Origin of the sequence: Sheuella amnicola (assembly GCF_010499255.1) — a bacterium.
GTDB lineage: Bacteria > Pseudomonadota > Gammaproteobacteria > Burkholderiales > Burkholderiaceae_B > Zwartia > Zwartia amnicola.
The window spans coordinates 1-26,111 of sequence record NZ_JAAGRN010000012.1 but is presented as its reverse complement, the minus strand read 5'-3'; the positions used below and the strand labels follow the sequence as shown (position 1 = coordinate 26,111).

Here is a 26,111-nt window from a genome sequence, read left to right as displayed (position 1 = left end):
CTATTTTTCATTTGCAGCGAGTGCTGCACGACCTTTCGCCACACCCTCAGCTCTGAAACTGAAGTGCATCCACACGAGCGAGACGCAAACCGTCCCATACAACAGCATGAAACTTGATGAACGCACTCCGGTGATATCCACCAGGGCGCCAAACATGATTGGCAACACAAAACCGCCTAAACCACCTGCCAGACCAACCACGCCGGATACCGCACCGATATTGGCCCCGAAATCATCAGATATGAACTTGAAAACAGATGCCTTCCCGATTGCAGTGGCAATGCCGACGACAAACAACAGGATCGTGAACACAACCGGATTAAGTCCGATGAAGAATTCACGCGGACCATTCACCGTCATCACAGTGAAATTGGTTTGCGGATAACTGAGAATGAAGAACGCAACCCAGCATACCCACATCACCCACCATGTCGTTTTGTACGCGCCATATCGATCAGATATCCATCCGCCTACTGCACGCAAAACACCGCCGGGCAAAGAAAAGCATGCCGCAAGCAATGCCGCGGTCTGCATGTTGAATCCATATTCGCCCACGTAATACTTGGTCATCCACAACGCTAAAGCGACATAGCCACCGAAAACCACCGAGTAATACTGGCAATACCGCCATACCCGAGGGTCTTTCAACATCTTTAACTGCGCGCTAAAGCTCGCCGTCGATGAAACGTTATGAGCCGGATTCGTATATGTGAATAACCAGAAGACCACTGCCGTAATCAACATGGCGACTGAATAAACCTGGGGGACAATCGTCCATGTCCCGCCCGCTCCCGCGATCAAGGCGGGAGCAACAAATTTCGTCAATGCCGAACCGGAATTACCCGCCCCAAAAATGCCCATTGCCAAGCCTTGACGATTTTTGGGAAACCACCGTGCGACGTAGGGAGTACCAACTGAAAACGAACCGCCTGCCAGGCCGACAAACAAGCCCAAAACAAGAAAATGCCAGTACTCGGTCGCATAAGACATCATCCAGATCGGGACAACGCTTGTGACCATCAAACAAAAGAAAACGATCCGTCCACCGTAACGATCCGTCCAGATACCCAAGGGGACTCGAATCAGCGACCCGCTCAACACCGGGGTGGCCGCCAGCAGTCCGAATTCGGTTTCATTCAGACCGAGCTGCTTCTTGATCGGAATACCTATCACGGCAAACATCATCCACACTGCAAAACAGATGGTGAATGCAAATGTGCTGGACCCCAGCACCATATTAGCCTTGCGCATTTGCGAATCCATGCCCGCTTCCTTTTTCGCTTTTGACAGTAATAGAAGATTAAGTTGTCCGGCCGAAATCGAACATTCGCCAGATGCGGGGGGTCAGGCACAACATTCGACCTAGCCACCCCCTACCAAAGGACTAGATGTTCTTATCCGTTTGCTTCATGGAAACAATCTGACAAATGCCTGAAAATTCACGAATGGACGGACACGATCTCGAAAAATTCATCTCCGGTTTCGAACGCTTTCAGCAACAGCACTACGGCGACGATCCGACTTTGCTCAATGAACTTGTGCAGGGCCAGCATCCACGCACCTTGTTGATAGGGTGTTGCGATTCGCGCGTTGACCCTGGCTATCTGATCGGGGCGGAACCGGGTGATATCTTTGTTTCCAGAAATGTTGCCAATCTGGTCCCTCCGTGCGCTCCGGATGACGGGGGCTACCATGGAGTCAGTGCCGCCATTCAATTCGCATTGCAAAACCTGAAAGTTGAACGGATCATCATTTTGGGTCATGCCCAATGTGGCGGGATTCGCGCCTTAATGGGGACGGAACCAAAAAAACCGGACAATTTCGATTTCATCAGTAAATGGATGAAAATCGCCGAACCCGCCAGAAGAAGTACTTTGGCAAAATTCGGCAACGCAAGCAAAGAGGTGCAATGCAGGGTATGTGAGCAGTCTTCGATCCTGAACTCGCTTAACAATTTGATGACATTTCCCTGGGTCAAACAGGCCATCAAGGAAGGGCGATTAACGGTTCATGGCTGGTACTTCGACCTGGCGGCGGGTGAGCTTCTTGCCTACTCCGAGAGATCGGGATGTTTTCTGCCCATGGTCTGTGCGCTTGAACCTATTGGACCTACGGGCAGGCCCGCGCGCGCCCGGACACCCTGATTATTACGACTCTGTCATCGAAACCAAACTCTATGCGCTCAATATCAGGCGATAATCAAGTTATCGATAACTTGGAAAACGAACAGGATTTGCGCATGGCGGTTAACTGGCGATCCCCTATCGGCCGCAACTATAAACTAGGCGTGCGCCTTGTATCCGTGTGTTTGACCGGCCTATTATTCGGCTTGACCATGGTAGTCGGCACGCTTTGGCTGTCGTGGGCACTGGAGGGTGCTGCAGCGGCTGTTAACGATACCGGAAGCCTGCGCATGCAGTCGGTTCGAATCGGCTTGAACCTCAGTCAGCCGAAACCAAATTTGGTCGAGCTTGAACAGCAAATCCGGGCACTGGAAAAAACAATCGCCAATCTTCGCGATGGCGACCCTCAGCGTCCGCTTCGCATGCCTGGTCGTGACACCGTCCAAAAGCAATTCCATCAATTGTCGGACACATGGCAAAACAAATTACTGCCGATTTTGTCCTCTTTCGAAAAAAATCCTGATCAACGCGCGCAGTGGGTGTCCCGGTATTTGAACGAAGTATCGAACTTTGTCACGATCGCAGACAGGCTTGTCTGGCAAATTGAAGCGGAAAACGCATATGACACTTCGATACTGCGTGCGTCTCAATTGGCTTTGATCGTACTCATGATCGCAAGCAGCGTCGCATTGATTTATTTGCTGTATGGCTGGGTCATTCGCCCGGTCGGGGCACTACAACGCGGCATCTCGCAAATGACGGCCCGCAATTTCGATGCGCGTGTTCCCGTCGAAGGTCGGGATGAGTTTGGAGAGCTTGCCTCCGGCTTTAATGACATGGCCGCTCAACTAAAGGCGCTGTACAGCGATCTTGAGGACAGAGTTGAACAGAAGACCAGACAACTTGCAGCTCAGAATAAAGAATTAGCGACTCTTTATGGCTTTTCGGCATACTTGAGTCAGGCTGGCGATCTCGAACAGCGGTGCGAGGGATTTTTATCTAAATTGATCGAACATTTTGGAGCATCGGGTGGAACCGTGCGCATTCTCGACTTGCGCCAAAACAATCTGCATCTGACCGTGCATCAAGGGATTTCGGAAAACTTTGCCAAAGATGAATTATGCCTGCACGCCGGCGACTGTCTGTGTGGCGAGGCAGCGCAGCAAGGTGAAATGAAACTGCACGACTTTCGTAGCTTGCCGCAAGTTCTTCAATACAGATGCCAGGAGGAAGGCTTTAATTCGATCGCCATCGCTCAAATTAAACTGGGCAATATGCACCTGGGTAGCTACACCCTTCACTTCAAAACACCAAGAGAATTTACGGGCGAAGATCGTAAGCTCTTCGAAGCGGTGGGTCAGCACCTGGGTATGGCGATCGAAAATCAACGCCTGCTCACTCGCACGCGAGAGTTAGCCGTCTCGGAAGAAAGAAACTTGGTTGCCCAGGGCCTGCACGACTCGATCGCTCAAGGCCTGAATTTCTTGAAACTGCAGATCCAAATGCTACATGATTCACTCAAACGCGATGCCAAGGACGAGGTTCAGGAAGTGCTCGCAATGATCGATGCGGGCGTAAGGGAAAGTTACGATGACGTTCGGGAGTTATTGACGAACTTCAGAATCAAACTCGGCGAAGGCGATCTCCTGGATGCCTTGAAAATTTCGGTGGATCGGTTCCGCCATCAAACCGGCTTGAAGGTAGATTTGAACGTGGATAATCATGGGCTCCCACTTCCGTCCGAGCAGGAATTGCAAGCGTTATTCATCGTGCAGGAAGCGCTTTCCAACATCAGAAAGCATGCCCATGCCAGCCAAGTCCGAATAGACCTGAAGAATGACCGCGATTTCGAGCTCAGCGTTAAAGATAATGGATGTGGTTTCGATCAAAATATTCACGCCTCTGATAAAGAGCAGCACATCGGACTTAAAATCATGAAAGAACGCGCTGCGCAACTCAATGCCAAACTGACTGTCACATCCAAGGTCAATCACGGCACCACCATCAGCCTAACCATTCCGCGCTCTGCACGCATAGCAGCCTGAACATGGACAATCATCCCATCCGCATACTCCTGGTGGACGATCACAATCTTTTCAGAAGCGGCATTCGTCTCCTGCTCTCTCGCAACCCAGATTTTTCTGTCATCGGAGAAGCTTCCGACGGACTCGAAGGCATCAAACGCGCCAAAGAATTACAACCAGATATCGTTCTGATGGATTTGCATATGCCCGGGATTTCCGGCATTGAGGCCACTCAACTGCTCAGAAAGGATGCGCCTCAATCCCATGTCATTTTGTTGACAGTCTCGGAAGATGCCGCTGATTTGTCGGCGGGGTTAAAAGCCGGTGCGGCAGGATATCTTCTGAAAAACATCGATGCCGATTATTTACTTGATTCGTTAAAACGCGTCATGAACGGTGATTCCGTTATTTCCGCCGACATGACAAAAAAACTGTTCGCCCAAATACGCAATGACCCTGCCCCCGCTCCGATTACTCCTGAAATCGATAAGCTGACACCACGCGAACGTGAAATTCTCGCTCAGCTTGCGGCCGGCTTAAGTAATAAAGAAATTGCGCGCAAACTCGACGTTGCCGAAAGCACAGTCAAAATACACTTGCAAAGTATCCTGAAGAAGCTCGGTCTCTCGAACCGGGTTCAAGCGGCGATTTATGCTGTTGGCCACGGGATTCTCTAAGTATTTGTATTTTTGATCCATGAACCGATATAAATCCACTCTGGGCTAGCTGGCCCAGCGCCCGCGAAAACGTTTCGGGTGTCAAGCCTAGCTTGGAAGCGATCATTTTCTTATTGGGCAAGTGCATCAAACCCTCGCCTTCGTTACTTAAACTTAACAAATATCCGGTGACCCTTTCGATTGCGGTATGAAGATTAACGACTTCGATGTCGTTCAATAACGTCTCGAACCTGCGGGATAACCCCTCCAGTAAATGCATGGAGAATTTGGCATCATGTTCGATCGCGAGCTTGATGTCGCGCTTGTCTAGCCACATTAATAAACAGTCGCTCAGCGCCTGGGCATTGATCAGGTAAGGATGATCCAGAAACATGACCGCCTCCCCGAATGCTTGCCCGGGGCCGATAAACTCGATCACCTTCTCTCTTTGCTGTGACGGAATGGATATTTTGACTTCTCCGATCACAACAACATATAGGCCACGCGCCAGATCTCCACGCCGAAAAATCATTTCATTTTTCTGATGCCTGATTCGCACGGACGCATCCGCCAAATTCCGTAGCACCTCGGGGGAGACACCATCGAACAGCTTCAAGTGAGATAACAGCTCAAAAGTATCCTGTACCTTTCCCATCATTCACCTATAGGTAAATTGCTCGAACAGACTGTCTAAAATTCGCAGACTCTGTTCACTCAATTCATGTCCTACGGATCGATGCGCCAGCGAACGGAATCTCTGTATTGCATATTTCCTCACGCCTTGGGCACTCAGGTCTTGCGCCAGATCAATTAAATCCGATTCTGATAGCCATTGCGGACTCCATGTAGTACGACATTCGAAGGAAACATCACTCTTCAACAATTTTTCCAGGGTTTTGCGAACCGGCTCGGCGCTTCCAGAGCGATGCGTCAGCGAATCATAATTTTCAGCCTTGGTTTTAATATCCAATCCAACCCATGAAAGTGACTCCAGAGACCTTTCAAGTTTGGATGGATACATGCCCGCCGTATGAACCGCGACTTTGAATCCTTTGTGAAGCACTTGTCCAATCATCTCTTCAAGATTCGGTTCGGTAAATGGCTCTCCGCCCGTGAAAACAACGCCATCCAATAAAGTCTTGCGCGCATCCAGAAACTCGAGAATCCGATCCCAGTCCAAACTCCCTTGAGCATTTTGAGACTCGATATGGACAACGGGAATCGTCTTCCTGCTTTGAAGATGCGGGTTATGACAATAATCGCAACGCCAGGGACATCCTTTGATGAATACAACGGCAGCAAGCTGGCCCGGCCAGTCCAAGCTCGAAAACGGCACAAAACCGCCTATCGCAGATCCTTCACGGCGCATTTACACGTCTCAAATCTGATTGTCGTTGCATTTCACCCTTGATTCCTCGAAAAACTTTCGCTCTTTGAACTCCCCCTTCTTGCCGGTATTAAACGAACTGACTGGACGGTGATATCCCATCACTCTTGTCCACACTTCACACCGTGTTCTTGAGCTCTCAGCCAGCGAACTGGCGGCTAATTGATGGTATTCGACTTGATTCACCTGATTCATGATTGAACTCCCGGAATAATATTCAAACTACAGCTTCAAATTGTTCTGCTTGCTTTGCCAGCAAGGCTGCATCGCATTTTGGACAAAACTCATGATGTCCCGATAAATAACCATGCCTAGGACATATCGAAAAGGTCGGCGTGACTGTCAGATAAGGAAGCCTGAAGCTGGAAAGCGCGCGACGAACCAACTGCTTGCATGCAACGGCAGATGAAACTGCCTCATTCATGTAAAGATGCAAAACTGTCCCGCCTGTGTATTTGGATTGCAATCTCTCTTGCAGAGTCAATGCTTCGAATGGATCATCCGTAAACCCGGCAGGTAACTGACTTGAATTCGTGTAATAAGGTTCATCTTCGGTGCCGGCCTGAATAATGTCGGGCCAGCGTTTGCGATCCTCTCGTGCAAATCGATATGTTGTGCCTTCAGCCGGAGTAGCCTCCAGGTTATACATATGACCGGTCTGCTCCTGAAATAACGTTATTCGGCTGCGCACATGATCAAGTATTCTCTCCGCCATCGCCTGGCCCTGAGGAGTCGTAATATCGAAATGATCAAGCGAAAAATTTCTGATCATTTCGTTCAATCCATTTACGCCCAATGTACTGAAATGATTTCTAAGGGTGCCCAGATATCGTTTTGTATAGGGATATAAACCTTTATCGATATATTCCTGTACGACCTTTCTTTTCATCTCTAATACATCCCGACCCAAATCAAGCAATTCCAAAAGTCGATTCAGTAAGCCGGGCTCATCTTGAGCATATAAATATCCCAGCCTTGCACAGTTGATCGTCACCACGCCAATACTTCCGGTCTGCTCGGCCGACCCGAAAAGACCATTGCCTCTTTTGAGCAACTCTCTCAGATCGAGCTGTAAGCGACAGCACATGGATCGAACCATGTGAGGCTGGAGATCCGAATTCAAAAAATTCTGAAAATACGGAGGTCCGTATTTGGCCGTCATTTCGAACAACAGATCGGCATTGGGGCTATCCCATTCAAAGTCATAAGTGATGTTGTAGGTGGGTATCGGAAACGTGAAGGCCCGACCATTCGCATCGCCGCTCATCATCACGTCGATATATGCCCGATTGATCATATCCATTTCGGTTTGTAGCTCGCCATAGCAAAATGGCATTTCCTTGCCGCCGATATACGGAACCTGCTCTTTCAAATCATCCGGACATGTCCAATCGAATGTGAGATTCGTAAACGGCGTTTGTGTTCCCCAACGACTTGGCACATTCAGGTTGTAGACCATCTCCTGCATGCATTGTCGGACTTGCTCGTAACTCATGCGATCTTGGCGCACAAACGGTGCCATATACGTATCGAATGAACTAAAGGCTTGAGCACCCGCCCATTCGTTTTGCAACGTACCTAAAAAATTGACAACCTGCCCGACTGCCGCCGACATGTGCTTGGCCGGGGTTGCCTCAACCTTACCGGGCACGCCGTTAAACCCCTCTATCAACAACTGGCGTAAAGACCAACCTGCGCAATAACCGGCAAACATATCCAAGTCATGAATATGAATGTCTCCATTTCGATGCGCATGTCCCGCCTGAGGTGAAAACACATGGGATAGCCAATAGTTGGCCGTGACCTTACCTGCCACGTTCAGGATCAAACCACCCAGGCTGTAGCCCTGATTTGCATTTGCCTGAATCCGCCAGTCCCGTAGTTCAAGATACTCTTCCATTGCATGTTCGACATCCACCAAGGTCTGTCGGCCGCAATCCGAATCAATTTTCATAGAACACCTCATATTGTGTTATTTGAGGCACTCTATCACTACATATTGTGTTTTACCGTCTTTAAATGAAGTGTTTTTCAAAAGCTTGACGCTCGTCAAGCCCCTAACCTGGACGAATGAGAATCCATCTAAAGATCAATGCACCGAGTAAACGGAACGCCATCAAGCGTGTCGTAATGCGCCACGATAATTGTTTTATCCAAAGACCCGTTCGCTAGCTTCTTAAGTTCGCTTTTAAGAAATTCGATCGAAGGTTTATCAAGTGCGGCAGTGGGATCATCAATCAATGCTATTCGCGCATTAGATGCCAATGCGGCGGCAATCCATACTTTACGTTTTGAACCAGCCGATAGCATGTAGATCGGCTTATCCTGATGGGCAGTCAGTGATAAGCCATGAATCAAGTCAACCAGCATCTTTGCGTCTAATTTTGGATATTGCTTTTTGCAGCGTTCGAAAAAGTCTATTACCTTGATCTGATCGAACGAATCTGTTGCCGGCTCGATGTAAAAAACGGTTGACGAATCCTGCCTCATTAACTGGCTTAAAACGGTGTTATTGACATAAATCTGTCCTGACTGCGGGCTCAGTTCACCCGCTAGAAGACGCAGTAAAGTGGTTTTACCGCGATTTTCTTCGCATCTGACAAGCACAACCCCACTGGGGATTTCTATTGTCCAGTTTTTGAATAATGGCTCGAAACCGAACCCGAAAGTCATGTTGTCAATATGGATATTCTTGAACATGATGCCTCTTACGGGAAGTTGAACGAAAATCGCTACATTGCTGAGCCTAATTGAGACTCCTGCGAGCTTAAAGTTAACATGAGCGCCCTAAGTAAAGTTACGCATTACAATGTGGCTTGTTGAAAAGTCCTGATTTCCATGTCTGATTCCCTTGTTCAAGTAGATCGCGCCGTTTCGGAGTTGCGTCGTGGCGCCGCGGTACGGTTGCGCGCTGTCGATTCGTCGTTACTCATGTTGGCAGCAGAAATGGCAACGCCCGAACGTCTCGAGTCTTTGAAACGCACTGCCTCAAATGCAGATTTGCGACTCGTCATGACGGGGTCGCGCGCGAAAGTTTTGGGACTTCAATCAAAAAGCGACTCCGCAACTGCTTTGAGCACTGAATTCGGATTCGATACGTCTACGATTAATTTTTTGGTTGACCCGCTTGCTGACCGCACGCCTGCCCCTGACTTATTCTCTTTCAAAGTCATGGACGCGACACGCATCGAACAAGCCAGCGTCACCCTGGCAAAGCTATCCCGATTAGTTCCCGCCTCAATCATCGCCGATGTCGATTCAACAACCGTCATTGGAGATATTGTCGAGGTTGAGGTTGCAAATATCGAAAGTTACATGAAAACGGCCGCAAACAAGCTTGAGCTGGTTAGTGAAGCACGTGTCCCGCTCGAAGGTGCCGAAAATGCCCGGATCCTGGCCTTCCGCCCAAGGGATGGTGGAATTGAGCACTTGGCAATCGTTGTGGGCGAGCCTGACATATCCAAGCCCGTGCTAATTCGCCTGCACTCCGAATGCTTCACAGGTGATTTACTTGGTTCATTGCGTTGTGATTGCGGAAACCAACTGCGTGGGGCCATTGCCGAAATGTCCAAAGCCGGTAGCGGGATATTGCTTTATCTGGCGCAAGAAGGCAGAGGCATCGGTTTAGTGAACAAGTTGCGTGCGTATAGATTGCAGGATGCAGGATTCGATACGGTCGACGCTAACTTTCAACTCGGGTTCGATTCGGATGAGCGCAGTTATCTGCCGGCAGCACAGATGCTCAGGCTGCAAGGGATTTCAAAGGTTCGCCTAATGACCAACAATCCGCTTAAGGTTGATGCCCTGAAACGCCATGGCATCGAGGTCACAGAGCGCGTCCCCCATGTTTTTCCATCCAATCAGCACAATCAAGGCTACCTGAGAACAAAGGCAACTAAAAGCGGTCATTTGTTCTAGAGCCCGTTTTCACTTCAGACCAAGTTTTTTTGCCAGCTTGTGTAAATTACTTGTGTCTAGCTCGAGGCTTCGCGCTGTCGCGGCCCAATTGCCATTATGTTGTTCCAAACGTTCCCTTATTTGTTTACGCTGGAAAAATTCGGTTGCCTCGCGTAGTGACTGAGTATGTTTTTGCTCTGCTTGCGTGCGACTAGGATACGTTGATTCAACTTGTCTAATGCTCTGCGAGTCGGATACATGAAAACACGTTGAAGACAAAAAATTATCATGATCGTTGCTGGTAGATTCAAGCGCTAAAAGTTCCGGCCCGATCGTGATGATTTCATTCCGATTGGCTCCAAGACTCACCGTGCGCAAAGCTGCGCGACTAATGACATGCTCCAGCTCTCGGACATTACCGGGCCATGAATATTCGCAGAGCGCCCGTTCAGCTGACTCTGAAAGTCTCAAGCTGCGCATTCCCAATCGGGCACGATTTAACTCTAGGAATCGACCGGCCAGTATCAACACATCACTTCCGCGCTCCCTTAAGGCGGGTACGTGAACAGGGTATACCGACAATCGATGGTAAAGGTCCGCGCGAAAACTCCCTTGGCGCACCTGCTCCTGCAACTGTCGATTTGTGGCGGAAATGATTCTGGTGTTGACCTGACGAGGCTTGTCTTCCCCCAATCGTTGAATCTCGCCGTTTTGAAGTGTCCTCAACAATTTTGCCTGAATGCTTAATGGCAGCTCTCCGACCTCATCCAGAAATAGCGTTCCATGTTGAGCAGCTTCGATGCGCCCCATACGGTCAGTCGTCGCACCGGAAAACGCACCTTTTACATGACCAAACAGTTCGCTTTCTGCCAGGGACTCGGGAAGAGCTGCGCAGTTAACCTTAATGAGAGGATGATGGCATCTTTGCGATGTGCGATGGACACGCTGGGCAAACAACTCTTTGCCGACCCCCGTTTCACCCAGCAATAACACCGGCAAATCGGATTCGGCGACCACATCCAATTCTTTAAGCAAGTTTTGCAAGACGGGGCTGTGGCCAATAATTTCTATGTGTTCATGGTCCGTTGACGCGACCGGGTTTTCATTGCCGCGCAATAACCGCAAATGCCGATTGTCCTGCTCCAGTTGCGACACGCGCATTGCAGCCTGAATAAGAATTGCAAAAGAGGCGAGCCGATCGGGATCGGATTGCTGAAAAGTTTTTCCATTAAAGGCGTCCAGTGTGAGCGCCCCCCATAGCTGTCCTTCAAGATGCAGGCTTATTCCCATGCAATCATGCACAGGCAATGCTTGATCCGCATGATGCTCAAGCAAGCCGTCATACGGGTCGGGCAACGGATTGCCGGGTAAAAACCGAACCGGTGATCTCGTCGACAAAATGCTTGCCAAACGAGCGTGCTGGGAAATCAGAAATCGTCTGCCCAGTGCTTCTAGCGTTAAGCCTTGCATCGCAATTGGAGTCAGGCTGTCTCCATCAATCTTAAGTAGTCCGACCGCATCGCACGAAAAAAACTCGCGAATACTATTGACCAAGCGCTGTGCTCGAATTGCATAAGGAAGATCTGCAACCAAGTCTGCAACGATGGAAATTTCTATGTTTAGACGGTCAGACATGCTTATCAACAGTAGGGTTAAAAATACCCAGTAAAGGGTAAAAAATACAATTATTTACAGGGTATTTTATACCAATAAAAAAATAAATTCATTATTATCAATAATTTAAAAACTGGCACGGTAATTGCTTTGTACAAGCTGTCAGCACGAATGTGCATATTCAGTAGAAAGGAGTCATCATGACAACGCAATTGCTTGACCGCACGATTGGTTCGATCGCATGTGAAATTCCCGGCGCAACGCGGGTGTTTCATCAGTACAAACTGGATTTCTGTTGTGGTGGCAGTAAAAGTTTGCGCGAAGCACTGGAAAGACGCAAAGTGGAGGACCCCAAGCCCGTTCTGGACGCCTTGTCGACACTATCGGGAATGAGTCAGGCCGAATATCGTGATTGGCGCGAGGTTCCGGTGGATACTTTGATCGATCATATACTGCATCGGTATCACGATGTACATCGAGAGCAACTGCCCGAGCTGACACGCCTTGCCCGTCGAGTCGAACAAGTGCATGGCGATCGACCAACCTGCCCGCATGGGCTCGCTGATCACCTTGCAGATATGCAACAAGAACTCGAAAGTCATATGATGAAAGAGGAGCAGGTGCTTTTCCCGATGCTCAGACGCATATCTCCGGTTGAAGTGCCTGCGCCGGTATCGATGATGCGATTCGAACACGATCAGCATGGCGAGGCTCTTGCCAGACTAGAAGCCTTGACCAACGACATCACGCCCCCTGCCGATGCTTGCAATACTTGGAGAGCGTTATATGCCGGACTGCATCAATTGCGCGAGGATTTAATGCAACACATTCACCTGGAAAACAATATTCTCTTCATGGAAAGAAAGACTCAGGCTGAACATGTTTGACGATCCGCTCGAAATGTTGACGCTTTGCCATGAGAAAGTCAGACGCTTTGCGCGTTTGACCGACAAAATCGCGGCACATGTCATTGCCCATGGTGCAGACGATGCCGCGTCACAAGCCGCACAGAAGGTGTTGCGCTATTTCAATATCGCAGCACCACTGCACCATGACGATGAAGACCTTGATGTTTATCCGGCTCTACTGGCGCTGAATCACAAAGATTTAGATGCCGAACATAAATTCGCGCTGGATCGGTCAATTCGACAATTGCAGGCTCAACATTTCGAGCTTGAGAAATTATGGTCAGAAGTGCGCCAATGGCTGGAGCGAATCGAGCAGAAAGAGTTCATTGCTACTCCAGAAAACCTGAATCGATTCGCCCAGGCATACGTAGAACACGCCGATCGTGAAGAGGCCGAAATTTACCCTGCCATTGCATTACTGGACCAGGCAAAATTACGCGCGATCGGTGTGCGCATGGCGCAACGTCGCGGTGCCAAACATCTGCACTGATCAATCAACAACGTTGCGAAGCGTACCGACCTTGTCGATGATGACTTCGACCACGTCGCCATGCTGCAAAAATCGTGGAGGCGTACGGCTAAAACCAACACCTTCAGGGGTGCCCGTGGCGATCACGTCTCCGGCGCGCAACTCGGTAATCCCGGACAAATACTCAATCAGTTGAGGCACCGAAAATATCAGATTATCGAACTTGCTATGCTGCATCGTTTCGCCGCTGACGACGGTCGTAAGAGACAATTGATCCAGATCACCAACCTCGTCCGCCGTGACTAATGCAGGACCGATGGAGCTTGATCTGTAAAAATTTTTACCCTGATCCAGCGTGCGCTGAAACTGATAATCACGCACTGATCCATCCATGAAGCAGGTATAACCAGCAATGTATTCATGCGCTTTTTTCCTGGGAATATTGCGACCTGTTTGACTAATCACCACCGCCAGCTCACCCTCGAAATCGAACTCGGGGGATAAGGTTGGTTTTTCGAAAGCTTCTCCATGTCCGACAAGTGCGGCCGGAATTTTGACAAATGTACGAGGAAACTCGGGCGGCTTATGCCCTGCTTCGGCTGCGTGAGCGGCGTAATTCAACCCTATACAGTGAATTGTGACAGGCTCGAGAAATAACGGAAGATAGGTCAAGTCCGACTCGTTGTAATCCACATTGAGGCTACCGCGAGCAATCTCGTGGGCGATCTGCCGGGCCGCATCCCAACCCTGCTTTTGAATCAGGGATAACAGTGTCGGATACGTTGTCCCTATACGGGAAGATAAGTCCACAACCCCGCCGTCATCTACGACAATCCCGTAGGAGACACGTCCCTGATACTGATAGCTGGCCAATTTCACTTGCATCCCCTTTACGTCGATTAATCGTTTTAATTAACTTAACAATTTGAATTTCTGGAATATTAGGACAGAATATCGCTATACAGCCAGTTATCTTTCTGAATCATTCTTTTGGGCAGGATTAGTCACGTGTCACATAAACTCACGAACGATAACGCACCTTTAATTGCCGAAATACTGAGTCGCGCAGAGCCGCCTCATTCGATGCAAGAGGCAAGCGAATCGTATGTTTTTGCCTTTGAAGACAAAGAATTCATAGAGCGCCCGGAAGTTAGGGGTATCAGATTTCAACTTGAATTACTGAAAGCGGATCTGATTTTGCGTGAAAACGATATCGATCACATGATTGTCGTGTTCGGCTCCGCGCGATTTGTCAGTCAGGAAAAGGCTGAAAAAATGATTTCCGAGGCTAAAAACGATACTGACACGGCAAAGGCACTGCTGGCGCTTAAAAACAGCGCCTTATACGAATCGGCTCGGGAATTCGGTAGGTTGGTCGCAACGCACAACCTCATGCATTCCAATCCCAAAAAACGCCTGCATATTTGCACCGGCGGTGGCCCGGGAATCATGGAGGCGGCAAACCGGGGGGCATTCGAAACCGGCGATTTGTCGATAGGACTGAACATTAGCCTACCGAGAGAGCAGACTCCCAATCGCTACATCACTCCCGCGCTTTGTTTTCGTTTTCATTATTTTGCGCTACGCAAGATGCACTTTTTGCTGCGGGCGCGTGCCATTGTCGTATACCCCGGTGGATTCGGCTCTTTTGACGAGATATTTGAGGTCCTGACACTGATACAAACCAAAAAGATGAAACCGCTTCCGGTGATTTTGGTGGGAACCGAACACTGGAAAACCATCGTGCGTTTTGACATGCTCGTCGACCAGGGTCTGATCGATGCGGAAGACCTCAACATCCTCACTTTTGTCGATTCGGCCAAAGACGCTTGGGATACGATACAAAACTGGTACGAATTCGGTAATTGAACGGTATGTTTAATACGATTACCTTAACGATGAACCCGTCACTCGACGTGTCGACATCCGTCGAAAAAGTGGTGGATACGAACAAGCTGCGATGCTCGCCGGAGACTCTTCAACCCGGAGGTGGCGGAATCAACGTAGCTAGGGTTATCAAGGAAATGGGGGGCACAAGTTGCGCGGTGTTTCCTTCGGGAGGTTATACCGGCCAAAGACTGATCAAACTATTATCCAACGAAGGTGTACGATTTGAATCGATTGCCCTGCCAATAGATACGCGCCAATGTTTTTCTGTTCATGAAACATCAAGCGGGCGAGATTTTCGCTTTATTTTGCCGGGCGAGCCACTCTCGGATTCGGATGTAAAGGATTGCCTGAGCTACTTCAAACAATTAAAACAAGGACCCCGATTTCTGGTTGCCAGTGGCAGCCTTCCTCCTGGCGTGGCTCACGATTTTTATGCCGAACTATCCGTAATCGCAACAAAAATCGGATCGCATTTTGTACTCGATACTGCCGGAATTTCATTGGCCAAAGCTATTGAAGCTGGTGGACTTTACATGATCAAACCCAGCCTTCAAGAACTGGAAGAGTTGATTGACGCGAAACTCGAATCCGAAGAGTCCAGACTGCGGGCAGCCCGCAACTTAATTCTGTCTGGCTCCACTCAACTGGTTGTATTGTCGCTCGGTGAAGAGGGTGCCTTGATGGTCGGTAGGGACTTTGCACTGCGGGCCCCGGCCATTCCCGTTAAACCGCTCAGCACGGTTGGAGCCGGCGACAGCATGGTCGGAGGAATTCTTTGGGGACTAACACAAGATCATGACCTGGAAATCGCATTCAAATACGGCATTGCCTGCGCAACAGGTACTCTTCTGAACATTCACAGCAAGATGTGTAACGCACAAGATGTCGCCAGACTATATTCGCAGGCTACAGTCCAGAGACTTTAATCCTGACCGCCTGTATAGTGCTGTGGCCAAAGTTGTTTGACGACGACACGTTTTGCCGCATAAGCATAGCAACTATCCACTTTGAGCGGACGTCCATTGGCATCAACTTTGATCGGTCTAGTCTGCTTGACAGGCCACATAGCTTGCATCGCTGTGGTCGCCATTGGCGACAACAATTCCATCAGGTGCGTACAACCGATCGCTCCCTTCAGTCCGTCCCTGACAATCTTGTTCCATCCGGAACCAATCGTTTCACCCTTTAAAAACGATAGTGCTGCACCCGCCTCCTTGCAAATCGAGAAAGGAGTCGCATCAGAAGAAGCAATCGCATCATGAACGAGCATATTGTCGTCAATCACTAATCTGATCCAAAGATCATGTATCGGTCGTCCCGGAGCAAGCGGTTGCATAGACAAAGGGGCTGAGAATGGTGCCGTTTTTGTATCCATCAATCGCGCTTCGATGTCATACAACCCATCGGAGCGTTTGTACGCTTTCATTGTGATTTGTCTTTGATGCAACTCTTCACGATCAACACTTTGAGGCAATGGCACTTTAATTTCTCTTTTCCACGAGTTGATTTCGCAACTCTTTTTGTACACGAATCAAGGAAGTGATTTCCTTGGCATAGGCTTTATTTTTCAAGTGCGCCTCTTGCCAAAGTAACGCAAACATGGACATTGTCGCCATCAAGACGATAATCAAAATAAGCAAAGGCCAGTTTTTGAATAAAAAGCCTTTTATCCCATTATTTTTTCTTGATTGACGAGAGCCTGGATTTTTACCATAAATCGAATTCTGCTCAATGAGTTTTTTTCGAAGCTTTTCAAATTCACTCCTAAGAATTTCGTTTTCTTTTTCCAGGGTAATTAATTTGTCGGAATCCATATTTTGAGCATATTTTGCAAGCAAAGCTGCCTGCATAGAATATGCCCATTCCACTGCGTTTGTTACGGAATCGAATCGCTCTAACCCAGCTTGGTTTGCCTGGGCGAAGATTTTTTCTGTATTACCAATCAAGGCCTGATTAAATATCTCGGCAGTCCGACTGCGTTGAGCCCAGTCTATCGAGCTTGCAACAGGATTTTTTTGATTTGAAAGGAACGCTTTGTATTCCCCATTAGGCGATATACCGGAAACAACTGGTCTTGTATTTGAAGGCAGCGCCATCAATTGCGCCGGAGCAGAAACCGAAGAAAGAATGTCACCAATCTTTTTAACGAAACGTCCTTCGGATAATGCGAGATTTTTAATCTGATCTGCCATTTTCACAAGCAGTTCGGCAACAAGTTGGCCAGGAACGACTGCGTCGTAAATCCAGAGTCCGGCACCGTAATAACCGGCCTGCTCTTTCGAATCGACTGCCGGAAGATCTCGATAGAGGCCGATCCATGTCAGCACTTTTCCATCGATTATTCTGCGATCGAATCGAAACAATTCATGATCGGCTTGAGGCCTCGTATCCTGATCGGACAACGCAAGCCACTGATCCTGCGTTTCGATCGATGGCTTCGCCCCCACAGAGAGGTTCTTCACCTCTAGGCCGGCAGTCGTTCCGAATAGTGTAACCACGATCATTGTTTATTTACTCTTGATTTTTGAAATGACCTACAAACAGATAGCGTCAATCTTATCTGATATTGAGACTACATTCGGTGTATGGCGTAGGGTGTATACGAGCCAAATATTCATTGAGATTTGACGGAGAAAGTACATGGAAGCAAGTCAGATCGACTTCTTTCATGCATTGTTTGATACACCATTTCAAGACTTCGACAGAACGTGCCCGTGTCGAACAAAGCCGTAGAATGTTTGTTTACGCTAAGCTTATGTTTAATCGACTGCAACAATTCCGGATTCTTTACCAACTCGATCGCTTTCGCCTCATACTCCAAGGTCGAACTTGTTATTAATTCAGGCAGACCAATCGCCTTCAAAACACTTGCACACATCCTTGCCGCAAATGACTCGCCGGAAAGTGTCAACACCGGCAATCCCGCCCACAAGGCATCACTCGCAGTGGTGCCGGCGTTATAAGGCAACGTATCCAGAAACAAGTCCGCGCATCGAAATCTAGCAAGATACTCATCGCGTTCCAAACGCTGCCCAAAAATAAGTCTTGTCGGATCAATACCGCGCCGATTAGCTTCTTTTTTAAGATTGTCTTGTGTCTGTACGTTGTTTGCGAATAAAAAAAGGACGCTATTGGTTGCTATCGATAAAATGCGCATCCAACTATCAAACGTGTCCGGGGTAATTTTGTAAGTATTGTTGAAACAACAGAATACAAAAGCATCTTCCGGTAATCCTAGCTCTTTTCGGCTAAAAATCCTCTCCGAAATTTGGCGTAGCGAATCGTTCGCCTGATAGCTGGGCAGATAAGCGATTTTTTCGACATATCCATTCTGGTTCGCCTCGGGTATCAGTTCCCGATCCGCCAATATGTAATCAATATAGGGTGCGCCCATCGTGCCGAGATATCCAATATATTGCACTTGCACGGGCGCTGTTCGGTAGGCGAATACACCGATCCGATTCCCCATGGTGAAGCCTCCCAGATCAATGGCGATATCTATTCCATGTGATCGCGCAAGCTTAGCGATATCTTCATCAGACTTTGAACCCACTTCGATAAAATGGTCGAATGCCGATGCGATCCGCTGTCGCATGACGTCTTGAGTCGGACGTCCCAAAGAGAATGCGAACAACTCGAACCGGCTTTTATCGTGCTTTTCAAATAATTCGGCCATCAGATATGCAACAGGATGATCACGAAAATCGGCTGAAAAATATCCAAGTCGTATTTTCAATCCGAACTTATCTCGCTTAATCAAACCTAATTTTTTATTTTCGGGTGCATGCAACTTGATGGCAAGCTGGGCGGATGCTTTTTGAACAAGAAGAGAATCGACAAATGTTAACGTCGTGAAAGGATCTGCCGCAGGCTCGCCACCCATCAAAAGTGATGTGATTTGATCCCTGCGCGAATCGAAATCAGTCCAATCACACAACAACATTTGGACGTGCAACCGCTTTCCGTATAGCGGCAAAAGCGTTGAATCCAAATCTAAGGCCTTTTGATAATCCCTGAGTGCCAGATCGTTTTTACCCAACTCCTGAAACAACCCGCCACGGTTTGCATATGCTTGCGCATTAACGGGGTTAAGGGCAATCGCGCGATCAAAATCTTGCAATGCCCGATCGGGTTGCCCAAGCTCTTTCAAGGCAATCGCGCGGTTACTCAATGCATCGGAATAATTGGGCTGCATGCTTAATGCCCGATCATAACAATTCAATGCCTCGTGCAATTGATTGAGATCTTTGAGGGCAATACCTTTGTTATTGAACGCTTGAACATATCCCGGATTTAATGCAATCGCGCGGTCAAAACTAATGATTGCCTCACGATGACGCCCCAAGGCACGCAGAACATTTCCACGGTTGTTGTATGCATCCGGATAATTGGGAGCAAGCTTAATGATTCGGTCGTAATCACCGAGCGCCTGATCCCACCGATTTAGGGTCTGCAATACATTGCCGCGATTCAATAGCGCCTCGATATGATCGGGGTTTAAATGCAAAGCATTGCCATAGGCTTCAAGAGCCAGCACTGGTTGGCGCGTATCCTCTAATGCCATACCCAGATTGTTGTAGGCGCCTGGATCAGACGGATCGAGTTTTATCGACTGTCTAATCAACCCGATCGCATCATTCAGCCGATTAGTTTGTAACGCGATGATTCCTAAGTGATGCAACGCGTCTGCAAACTCCTTATCGAGTCGATGAGCCGCAAGATATAACGCCTCGGCCTGCTGAAGTCTTCCTTGTTGGTGATGTGCAAGGCCTTCCTTAAACTTGGACAACGCGTGAGGACTAGGTGGCTTGGGTTGCTTAGCCATATGAGTGATCGTCTCAAATCTATATTATTGAACGCATTTTAAGCCTCTTGCACTATGTGTGTGCATAGTGCATCAAAAGGACTAAACCAACTGAATATACGATTGGTGTACATTTGGACAAAGTCCGATACCTTGATCTCAACATAGCCAACTACGACCATGATAATTCGCGATGCATTGCCCAGTGATGCCGAAGCCATCAGAGAAATTTATAACGATGCGGTATTACATACAACAGCCATTTGGAATGATGTCACCGTCGATACTGCCAATAGGGTCAAATGGATACAAGATAGGCAAGCACTCGGCTATCCTGTTCTTGTCGCCGTCAATGAAATGAATCGAGTCATCGGCTATTCCAGCTTTGGTGACTGGCGCGCATTTGAGGGTTATCGCCGCACTGTCGAAAATTCCGTGTATGTTCACAAGGATTTCCGGGGCGCAGGTGCAGGCAAAACGTTGCTGGTTGAGCTTATCGAACGCGCGCGGGCTTTAGGCAAACACGTGATGGTTGCCGGGATCGAGGCCGGCAACGAGTCCTCCATCGCCCTGCATGAAAAGCTTGGTTTCATCAAAACAGGCTTGATGCCGGAAGTCGGTATCAAGTTCGGGCGCTGGCTTGATCTCGCCTTTTTGCAACTCAAACTCAACGACCGACCGGCAGAATAATTACGACGTTGTCGTTTTACCCAACCCACCCGCCTGTCGCAACGCGTCGATTTGCTGTTCATCCATACCCAGCAAATCTTTCAGAACATCCTCGGTGTGCTCCCCGAGCGAGGGCGATGGCGTTCTAACGGCACCAGGGGTTTCAGAAAACCGTACGGGTACTCCAACCACTTTGACTTTGCCCGCCTTGGGGTGATCCATTTCGACGATCGCGCCTCGCGCTTTGACTTGAGGATGCTCCACGACTTGTGCGATGTTATTGATTGCTCCAACCGGAATACCCGCATTGACCAACCGCTCTTCCCATGCCTGATAAGTGTCGGTCAAAAACACCGCCTGAAGTTTATCGATCAACTCCTTACGATTTTGGTTTCGGTCACTGTTAGTGCGAAATTTCGGATCATCAGTCAATTCAGGGCAACCAATCGCCGGACAAAACTCGCGCCAAAGTTTTTCGCTGCCAACCGCCAGAGCAAGATCTTGCGTCTGCGTTTGAAAGGTTTGATACGGCAGTAAGGCTTTATAAGCAGTGCCCATCGGTCCCGGTATTTCACCAGTTGCGAAATAGCTGCCGATCATGACGCCAAGTAGTGGCAACTGCCCCTCAAGCATCGACACGTCTATCGACTGTCCGAACCCTGTCGCGTCCTTTACCCGCAAAGCAACCATGATAGAAAAGGCGGCATTCATCCCTGCGGTCAAATCCGCAACTGATACGCCGGCACGTGCGCCCCGCCCACCGATTTCTCCGGTTGCACTAATCATGCCGCTCTCGGCCTGAAGGATCAAATCCAGTGCAGGTCGATCTCTATACGGACCATCTTGACCAAAGCCGGAAATCGAACAGTAAATGATTCCTGGATTGCGTTCGCGAGCGACTTTGTAATCCAGCCCCAGTCGCTCAAGCGTTCCAGCCCGGAAATTCTCCAGAACCACATCGCACCGTTCAACCATCTTCAGGAAGGTCTCTTTTCCTTCAGGATTTTTTAAATCAAGAACAATGCCCTTTTTGTTGCGATGCAAACCGACAAAATAATCGGTTTCACCTCCCGGCAGTTTTGTACCCCAGGCTCGCGCGATATCCCCCGAGCCGGGCGGCTCGATTTTGATCACTTCGGCACCGTAATCGGCCAGCATAGTCGAGCAAAATGGTCCTGCAAGCGCATGACTCAGATCCAAGACTTTTAACCCTTCAAGCGGCAACATCATGTTTCCCCGTTTTAAATTCAAATTAGCTTATTAATTTGAATCTTATTCCAAAATGGAAGTTGCTACTTTAAGCCCGTAAACATGTTAATGATTGCTTTTTCCTATCTAGAGGCATTGTTTAATTTTTGATAGAAATTGGAGGGGTAATTCTGATTGAAAATAATTTGAATTTTAAGAACATTGAAGTTTTCTATCAGCAAAATAAATTAAATTGTCTTGAGTCATATATCGATTCGCTCGACAATAATTCATCGCACTCGCTGACATTAAAAATTCAGCCATGCTTCCAGAAAAGCTGCTGTTGCTTAATTGACCTAATGGCAAATCAGGAGAAATCTATGACTAGCAAAAAATCGAAACGCATTAGTATCGATATTGGCATATCGGAGTCAAATCGAGAAAAAATTGCTGAAGGCCTATCAAATCTTCTTGCTGACAGCTATACGCTTTACATGATGACTCATAATTTTCACTGGAATGTAAAGGGTCCTCAATTCAATACGTTGCACACGATGTTTATGACCCAATACACTGAACAGTGGGCTGCACTGGATGTGATTGCTGAAAGAATTCGAGCTTTGGGCTACCCGGCTCCGGGAACATACAGTGAATTCATTAAGCGAGCGTCAATAAAAGAAGTCAATGGTGTTCCTAAAGCTGAAGATATGATTAGGCATCTAGTTAAAGCACAGGAAGCGACTGCTAAGACTGCGCGCAAATTATTCCCAGTGGTCGATGCGTCCAATGACCAGCCCACCGCGGATGTATTGACTCAGCGTATAGACGTACATGAAAAAACTGCCTGGATGCTGAGAAGTTTGCTGGAAGAATAATTCTGTGGTCTTAACATGTGCAACACAATCCGCTAGTAAATTCGAAAAGAGGTTGGCTAGACACCCGCCTAGCCAACCTATCTGCTTAGGCAGCTTCCCTATCCTGCTCAATGACAAGCTTCGCATTTCCTCCAATGAGAATCTTACGAGGCAACTTCTCTTCCGGAATAACATTCTCAAGTTTGATAATAAGAAGACCATCCTCAATATCAGCGGAACGAACAATGACAGTTTCGGCCAAAGTGAAGTCGTGGCTAAAGTCTCTATTAGCGATTCCCTTGTGCAAATATTCGCCTGCCTGCTCGGTTTTGGCTTTGCCGACAACAGTTAGCTTGTTGCCCTCAGAGGTGATATCAATTTCATTACTCTTGAACCCTGCCACAGCAATCTCAATGGCATAGTCTCGTTCATTCTTTTTAATGATGTTATAGGGCGGATAGCTTTGAGCTTTGCTTAGCGTTTCACCCGAGCTCATTTCTTCCATCGCATTAATCAAGCGATCAAAACCAACAGAACTCAATAATACGTTTCTACCAAATGGGTAAGACATCGTTTTCTCCTTAAATGTAAGCAAGTTCACTTTGAACCGGACCCCGTAGGCATCCAGGTATGCATTATTTAAGGGTTCGCTTTTGAAATTTCAAGAATTCCGACCAAAAATACCAGTAGTTTCGATGTGGTTTTAATAGCTCTTACTCGTACACGTGATAATCTAATTCCACTTGAAGGGGAGTAGCCTAAGCACCTCAGGCCGCCAATACGAGCGATGTCTAAAGCATCGCTCCGGTCAGGTAAGCAGTCTTTGCAAAAGATTGCGGCAAGACCTTCGATTCGTCGTTAGCTATTTTGCTATCTAGTTCACGTTTCGGAGAGTCAACATGGAATCAATTGGTAGTTGGTGGATGTGGGCAAGCTTTGCTGTGGTTGTCGTGATTGCTTGTGCAGTCGATTTGCTTGTTCTGCAAAAAAAGGGAGACAATCGTGTCTCAATTGGACAAGCACTCAGGTGGTCAGCTTTATGGGTTGGTCTTGCCCTGCTTTTCAACGCCATATTATGGTGGTACCTCGATGGGCAGGCCGGTCGTGAAGTCGCGAATGCAAAAGCAGCGCAATTTTTTACCGGCTACCTGATTGAAAAATCCCTCGCGGTAGACAATATCTTCGTTTTTCTGATGTTGTTTACCTATTTTGCCGTCCCTGCAGAATTGCAAAAGCGGGTGTTGATTCTAGGCGTGATCGGGGCAATTATTTTGCGAGCGGCCATGATTTTGGTTGGTGCTTGGCTAATCAAAGAATTTCACTGGGTGCTTTATCTTTTCGGTGCCTTCCTATTGGTGACAGGCATCAAAATGCTTATATTTGCCGGCGCTCATTCTGACCTGGAGAAGAACCCCATTCTGAAATGGATGCGTGGGCACATGAATTTGACATCAGATTTTGATGGTGAAAAATTCTGGGTGATTCGTCAGGGCGTAAGGTTTTACACGCCATTGTTTGTCGTCATGATTCTAATCGGTATTACCGACGTGGTTTTTGCAGTCGACAGTATCCCTGCAATTTTTGCAATTACAGAGGATCCGTTTATCGTGATGACTTCGAATATTTTCGCCATTCTTGGTTTACGCGCAATGTATTTTCTGCTTGCCGATCTGAAAGATCGCTTCCATTTGCTGACTTATGGCCTGGGCGTGATTCTCGTGTTCGTTGGCACAAAGATGCTAATCGTTGACTGGATCAAGATCCCTGTGGGAATCTCACTGTCAGTTGTTGGAATCATTCTTGCCATATCAATGGTCGCTAGTCTTATGACTAAACCTAAAGAGAGCAGTCAATAACCCTAGCCCTAAGTGAGGCCGAGCCGCGCGAAAACCGCAAGCTGAAATCAAAAGTTCACAATAAAATTTGTTGTGAACACCATTTATATCTATGGCATACAAAAGATATAACGCTGGTGGTACGAATGTCACAGCAATTAAATAGAAAAAGACTACTGACTGATTATCACAACGAATCGCAACGGCTTGCCTCGCCTCTCCATGATTTGCTCGAGAGCTCCAATCACTCTCGCAGATAGCGAAGAGATTTTCTTCGCCCAGTCGAGTTTCTCATTCAAACAATCAACGTGTTTATTGCGCCAGAAAAAAGATCAACATTTAACGCAGTGAAAAAATGTTAAAAGGTAACGGTCCGGTCAGTACCGTCTTGACGTCAAGATTGGATCTTCGCTGATTACAACTTCACATTCCAGGGCAGTAATTCGTCAATACGGTTGACTGGGTGATCGGCTATGACCGACAACACATGCCGTAGATAAGTTTCCGGATTCAACCCGTTGAGCTTGACCGTGCCAAGCAAGCTATACATTGTCGCGGCACGTTCACCACCCGCATCCGATCCAAGAAACAAATAGTTCTTTCGCCCAAGGGCAACCGTTCGCAATGCCCGTTCTGCAGCATTGTTATCGATCTCGATCAAACCATCTTCCAGATAGCGCTCTAGTGCTCGCCTTTGATTCATGGCATAGCCGATTGCATCGGCAGTCACGGATTTACGCGAGATTGTCGAGATCTGTTCAGTCAGCCAGGCAAATAGCGCGGTGACAATCGGTTTGGATTGCTCCTGTCGGATTTCTCGTCTTCGGTGGATTGGACTGCCACGAATGCCGGATTCTATTTTGTAAAGCTCTGCAATTTGTGCCAGAACATGAGTGGTAATCGGTGTCGGCCGAGTGACGTGTATGTCATAGAACTTACGTCTGGCATGTGCCCAACAGCCTGCTTCAATCACCTGACCAGTCTCATAAACTGCGTTGTAACCGGCATAAGCATCCGCCTGCAGAATGCCGCTGTAATCTTTCAGGTGAGTTTGCGGGTGAATGCCTTTGCGATCAGGCGAGTAGCGAAACCAAACCGCTGGTGCCTGAGTTTCACCCGCAGGGCGATTGTCACTCGTGTACACCCAGAGTCGCCCCTGCTTAGTCTTGCCATTGCCTGGAGCCAACACATCGATCGGCGTGTCATCCGCATGTAGCTTGGGCGAGGCAAAGACATATCGTTGTAATGCATTCATTAATGGGCGCAGCAGTTGATGCGCCCCACCGATCACGTCACAAACAGTACTTTCGCTCAACTCCACACCTTCTCGCGCAGCTTGCTGACATTGCCGGTAGATGGGTTGATGATCCATATACTTTGCAATAATCATGTGACCAATCAAGCCTGGCCCAAAGTAGCTACGTGCAATCGGGCGACTCGGCGCAGGCGCTTGCGCCATCCGATCGCAGCATGCACAGGCCATGCGTGGACGAACATGGCGAATCACGCGATAGCTAGCGGGGATATGCTCTAGAACCTCACTGACATCTTCGCCAATCTTTTTCCAGTCGCCACCACAATCAGGGCATGCGGCATCGGCAGGTAAATGCTCCTGAATATCGCGGGGCAGATGCTCAGGTAACGGGCGACGAGTGGGAGCGACACTTGGGGCATCAGCTTTGGTCTCGATTATTGATGCTCGGATGCCTTGATTGATTTCTAACTCTTCAATTTCCAGCTCAAGTTGATTGACTTGGGCAATCAGTTTCTCGGACTTCTGACCAAACAACATG

The 26,111-nt window shown here is 48.2% G+C and carries 24 protein-coding genes and 1 pseudogene; 11 read left to right on the top strand and 14 right to left on the bottom strand.

The annotated features are described in order from the left end of the window. Nucleotides 1-1,263: an MFS transporter gene (locus G3I67_RS14300; RefSeq protein WP_163656221.1), complete on the bottom strand. Its 1,263-nt coding sequence runs from the start codon at nt 1,261-1,263 to the stop codon at nt 1-3. Nucleotides 1,264-1,427: 164 nt separating this feature from the next. On the opposite strand from G3I67_RS14300, the gene G3I67_RS14295 reads away from it, so the two are divergent. The 3 genes from G3I67_RS14295 to G3I67_RS14285 all read left to right on the top strand — a co-directional run bounded on the left by G3I67_RS14295 (nt 1,428) and on the right by G3I67_RS14285 (nt 4,824). Next, nucleotides 1,428-2,144 (top strand): carbonic anhydrase, encoded by a 717-nt coding sequence (locus G3I67_RS14295; RefSeq protein WP_235931953.1) that lies wholly within the window; start codon nt 1,428-1,430, stop codon nt 2,142-2,144. Between the two features lie 95 nt (nt 2,145-2,239). Next, entirely contained in the window at nt 2,240-4,168 is a 1,929-nt protein-coding gene (locus G3I67_RS14290) for a type IV pili methyl-accepting chemotaxis transducer N-terminal domain-containing protein (protein WP_163656220.1), read from the top strand. Nucleotides 4,169-4,170: 2 nt separating this feature from the next. Then, nucleotides 4,171-4,824 (top strand): response regulator, encoded by a 654-nt coding sequence (locus tag G3I67_RS14285; RefSeq protein WP_163656219.1) that lies wholly within the window; start codon nt 4,171-4,173, stop codon nt 4,822-4,824. Here the strand turns inward: G3I67_RS14285 and G3I67_RS14280 are convergent. The 5 genes and pseudogenes from G3I67_RS14280 to G3I67_RS14260 all read right to left on the bottom strand — a co-directional run bounded on the left by G3I67_RS14280 (nt 4,733) and on the right by G3I67_RS14260 (nt 8,890). Next, nucleotides 4,733-5,458, bottom strand: a complete 726-nt coding sequence (locus G3I67_RS14280; protein ID WP_260074607.1) for a Crp/Fnr family transcriptional regulator — start codon at nt 5,456-5,458, stop codon at nt 4,733-4,735. The two genes, G3I67_RS14285 and G3I67_RS14280, sit on opposite strands and share 92 nt — an antisense overlap. A 3-nt stretch (nt 5,459-5,461) precedes the next feature. Then, a complete protein-coding gene (locus tag G3I67_RS14275; protein WP_163656217.1) occupies nt 5,462-6,172 on the bottom strand; it encodes an anaerobic ribonucleoside-triphosphate reductase activating protein in 711 nt (236 codons plus the stop codon). A 9-nt stretch (nt 6,173-6,181) separates the two neighbouring features. Then, entirely contained in the window at nt 6,182-6,385 is a 204-nt protein-coding gene (gene nrdD, locus G3I67_RS15115) for an anaerobic ribonucleoside-triphosphate reductase (RefSeq protein WP_163656216.1), read from the bottom strand. Nucleotides 6,386-6,407: 22 nt separating this feature from the next. Further along, nucleotides 6,408-8,120, bottom strand: a pseudogene (locus tag G3I67_RS14265) (ribonucleoside triphosphate reductase); the annotation flags it as partial. Between the two features lie 152 nt (nt 8,121-8,272). Next, complete coding sequence (locus G3I67_RS14260) at nt 8,273-8,890, bottom strand: ABC transporter ATP-binding protein (RefSeq protein ID WP_163656215.1); 618 nt, start codon at nt 8,888-8,890, stop codon at nt 8,273-8,275. Nucleotides 8,891-9,028: 138 nt separating this feature from the next. Between G3I67_RS14260 and ribA the strand changes: the two genes are divergently transcribed. Continuing rightward, the gene (gene ribA, locus G3I67_RS14255; protein ID WP_163656214.1) at nt 9,029-10,108 is read left to right on the top strand and encodes a GTP cyclohydrolase II; all 1,080 of its coding nucleotides are present in this window, start codon (nt 9,029-9,031) and stop codon (nt 10,106-10,108) included. Nucleotides 10,109-10,117: 9 nt separating this feature from the next. Here ribA and norR read toward each other — a convergent pair whose 3' ends face one another. Continuing rightward, nucleotides 10,118-11,722 (bottom strand): nitric oxide reductase transcriptional regulator NorR, encoded by a 1,605-nt coding sequence (gene norR / locus G3I67_RS14250; protein ID WP_163656213.1) that lies wholly within the window; start codon nt 11,720-11,722, stop codon nt 10,118-10,120. Nucleotides 11,723-11,901: 179 nt separating this feature from the next. Between norR and ytfE the strand changes: the two genes are divergently transcribed. Continuing rightward, nucleotides 11,902-12,588, top strand: coding sequence for an iron-sulfur cluster repair protein YtfE (ytfE, locus tag G3I67_RS14245; protein WP_163656212.1), 687 nt, complete (start codon nt 11,902-11,904; stop codon nt 12,586-12,588). Next, on the top strand, nt 12,581-13,099 hold the full coding sequence (locus G3I67_RS14240) for a hemerythrin domain-containing protein (protein ID WP_163656211.1): 519 nt from the start codon (nt 12,581-12,583) through the stop codon (nt 13,097-13,099). Before ytfE ends, G3I67_RS14240 begins: the two co-directional genes overlap by 8 nt. Here G3I67_RS14240 and G3I67_RS14235 read toward each other — a convergent pair whose 3' ends face one another. After that, the gene (locus G3I67_RS14235; protein WP_163656210.1) at nt 13,100-13,957 is read right to left on the bottom strand and encodes a fumarylacetoacetate hydrolase family protein; all 858 of its coding nucleotides are present in this window, start codon (nt 13,955-13,957) and stop codon (nt 13,100-13,102) included. Between the two features lie 129 nt (nt 13,958-14,086). On the opposite strand from G3I67_RS14235, the gene G3I67_RS14230 reads away from it, so the two are divergent. Together G3I67_RS14230 and G3I67_RS14225 are read left to right on the top strand one after the other, a co-directional pair. Next, nucleotides 14,087-14,947 carry an LOG family protein gene (locus tag G3I67_RS14230; RefSeq protein WP_311197135.1) on the top strand — a complete coding sequence of 287 codons (861 nt, stop codon included), beginning with the start codon at nt 14,087-14,089 and terminating at the stop codon, nt 14,945-14,947. A 29-nt stretch (nt 14,948-14,976) separates the two neighbouring features. After that, on the top strand, nt 14,977-15,894 hold the full coding sequence (locus G3I67_RS14225; RefSeq protein ID WP_235931952.1) for a 1-phosphofructokinase family hexose kinase: 918 nt from the start codon (nt 14,977-14,979) through the stop codon (nt 15,892-15,894). On the opposite strand, the gene G3I67_RS14220 is transcribed toward G3I67_RS14225, so the two are convergent. The 3 genes from G3I67_RS14220 to G3I67_RS14210 all read right to left on the bottom strand — a co-directional run bounded on the left by G3I67_RS14220 (nt 15,891) and on the right by G3I67_RS14210 (nt 19,793). Further along, a complete protein-coding gene (locus tag G3I67_RS14220; protein ID WP_311197134.1) occupies nt 15,891-16,448 on the bottom strand; it encodes a DUF2889 domain-containing protein in 558 nt (185 codons plus the stop codon). The genes G3I67_RS14225 and G3I67_RS14220 overlap by 4 nt on opposite strands. Nucleotide 16,449: 1 nt before the next feature. Continuing rightward, a complete protein-coding gene (locus G3I67_RS14215; protein ID WP_163656208.1) occupies nt 16,450-17,370 on the bottom strand; it encodes a hypothetical protein in 921 nt (306 codons plus the stop codon). 212 nt (nt 17,371-17,582) lie between these two features. Further along, nucleotides 17,583-19,793 (bottom strand): O-linked N-acetylglucosamine transferase, SPINDLY family protein, encoded by a 2,211-nt coding sequence (locus tag G3I67_RS14210; protein WP_163656207.1) that lies wholly within the window; start codon nt 19,791-19,793, stop codon nt 17,583-17,585. Nucleotides 19,794-19,952: 159 nt separating this feature from the next. Here G3I67_RS14210 and G3I67_RS14205 point away from each other — a divergent pair, with 159 nt between their 5' ends. Next, entirely contained in the window at nt 19,953-20,462 is a 510-nt protein-coding gene (locus G3I67_RS14205) for a GNAT family N-acetyltransferase (RefSeq protein ID WP_163656206.1), read from the top strand. On the opposite strand, the gene G3I67_RS14200 is transcribed toward G3I67_RS14205, so the two are convergent. Further along, complete coding sequence (locus G3I67_RS14200; RefSeq protein ID WP_163656205.1) at nt 20,463-21,671, bottom strand: CaiB/BaiF CoA transferase family protein; 1,209 nt, start codon at nt 21,669-21,671, stop codon at nt 20,463-20,465. A 338-nt stretch (nt 21,672-22,009) separates the two neighbouring features. Here G3I67_RS14200 and G3I67_RS14195 point away from each other — a divergent pair, with 338 nt between their 5' ends. Beyond that, nucleotides 22,010-22,504: a Dps family protein gene (locus tag G3I67_RS14195; RefSeq protein WP_163656204.1), complete on the top strand. Its 495-nt coding sequence runs from the start codon at nt 22,010-22,012 to the stop codon at nt 22,502-22,504. 85 nt (nt 22,505-22,589) lie between these two features. Here the strand turns inward: G3I67_RS14195 and G3I67_RS14190 are convergent, their stop codons facing one another. After that, entirely contained in the window at nt 22,590-23,054 is a 465-nt protein-coding gene (locus G3I67_RS14190) for an Hsp20 family protein (protein WP_163656203.1), read from the bottom strand. A gap of 328 nt (nt 23,055-23,382) precedes the next feature. Between G3I67_RS14190 and G3I67_RS14185 the strand changes: the two genes are divergently transcribed. Next, nucleotides 23,383-24,339: a TerC family protein gene (locus G3I67_RS14185; protein WP_163656202.1), complete on the top strand. Its 957-nt coding sequence runs from the start codon at nt 23,383-23,385 to the stop codon at nt 24,337-24,339. Between the two features lie 394 nt (nt 24,340-24,733). Here G3I67_RS14185 and tnpC read toward each other — a convergent pair. Continuing rightward, nucleotides 24,734-26,111: IS66 family transposase (tnpC, locus tag G3I67_RS14180; RefSeq protein ID WP_163656201.1), on the bottom strand; the 1,378-nt coding region annotated here is incomplete at its 5' end.

What these genes read in the sequence shown, in the direction of transcription:
- G3I67_RS14210 (WP_163656207.1), bottom strand. Translation starts at nt 19,793, where the DNA reads ATGGCTAAGCAACCCAAGCCACCTAGTCCTCACGCGTTGTCCAAGTTT.
- norR (WP_163656213.1), bottom strand. Translation starts at nt 11,722, where the DNA reads ATGTCTGACCGTCTAAACATAGAAATTTCCATCGTTGCAGACTTGGTT.
- G3I67_RS14285 (WP_163656219.1), top strand. Translation starts at nt 4,171, where the DNA reads ATGGACAATCATCCCATCCGCATACTCCTGGTGGACGATCACAATCTT.
- G3I67_RS14300 (WP_163656221.1), bottom strand. Translation starts at nt 1,263, where the DNA reads ATGGATTCGCAAATGCGCAAGGCTAATATGGTGCTGGGGTCCAGCACA.
- G3I67_RS14195 (WP_163656204.1), top strand. Translation starts at nt 22,010, where the DNA reads ATGACTAGCAAAAAATCGAAACGCATTAGTATCGATATTGGCATATCG.
- G3I67_RS14185 (WP_163656202.1), top strand. Translation starts at nt 23,383, where the DNA reads ATGGAATCAATTGGTAGTTGGTGGATGTGGGCAAGCTTTGCTGTGGTT.
- ytfE (WP_163656212.1), top strand. Translation starts at nt 11,902, where the DNA reads ATGACAACGCAATTGCTTGACCGCACGATTGGTTCGATCGCATGTGAA.
- G3I67_RS14280 (WP_260074607.1), bottom strand. Translation starts at nt 5,458, where the DNA reads ATGGGAAAGGTACAGGATACTTTTGAGCTGTTATCTCACTTGAAGCTG.
- G3I67_RS14260 (WP_163656215.1), bottom strand. Translation starts at nt 8,890, where the DNA reads ATGTTCAAGAATATCCATATTGACAACATGACTTTCGGGTTCGGTTTC.
- ribA (WP_163656214.1), top strand. Translation starts at nt 9,029, where the DNA reads ATGTCTGATTCCCTTGTTCAAGTAGATCGCGCCGTTTCGGAGTTGCGT.
- G3I67_RS14290 (WP_163656220.1), top strand. Translation starts at nt 2,240, where the DNA reads ATGGCGGTTAACTGGCGATCCCCTATCGGCCGCAACTATAAACTAGGC.
- nrdD (WP_163656216.1), bottom strand. Translation starts at nt 6,385, where the DNA reads ATGAATCAGGTGAATCAAGTCGAATACCATCAATTAGCCGCCAGTTCG.
- G3I67_RS14205 (WP_163656206.1), top strand. Translation starts at nt 19,953, where the DNA reads ATGATAATTCGCGATGCATTGCCCAGTGATGCCGAAGCCATCAGAGAA.
- G3I67_RS14200 (WP_163656205.1), bottom strand. Translation starts at nt 21,671, where the DNA reads ATGATGTTGCCGCTTGAAGGGTTAAAAGTCTTGGATCTGAGTCATGCG.
- G3I67_RS14295 (WP_235931953.1), top strand. Translation starts at nt 1,428, where the DNA reads ATGCCTGAAAATTCACGAATGGACGGACACGATCTCGAAAAATTCATC.
- G3I67_RS14190 (WP_163656203.1), bottom strand. Translation starts at nt 23,054, where the DNA reads ATGTCTTACCCATTTGGTAGAAACGTATTATTGAGTTCTGTTGGTTTT.
- G3I67_RS14275 (WP_163656217.1), bottom strand. Translation starts at nt 6,172, where the DNA reads ATGCGCCGTGAAGGATCTGCGATAGGCGGTTTTGTGCCGTTTTCGAGC.
- G3I67_RS14240 (WP_163656211.1), top strand. Translation starts at nt 12,581, where the DNA reads ATGTTTGACGATCCGCTCGAAATGTTGACGCTTTGCCATGAGAAAGTC.
- G3I67_RS14225 (WP_235931952.1), top strand. Translation starts at nt 14,977, where the DNA reads ATGAACCCGTCACTCGACGTGTCGACATCCGTCGAAAAAGTGGTGGAT.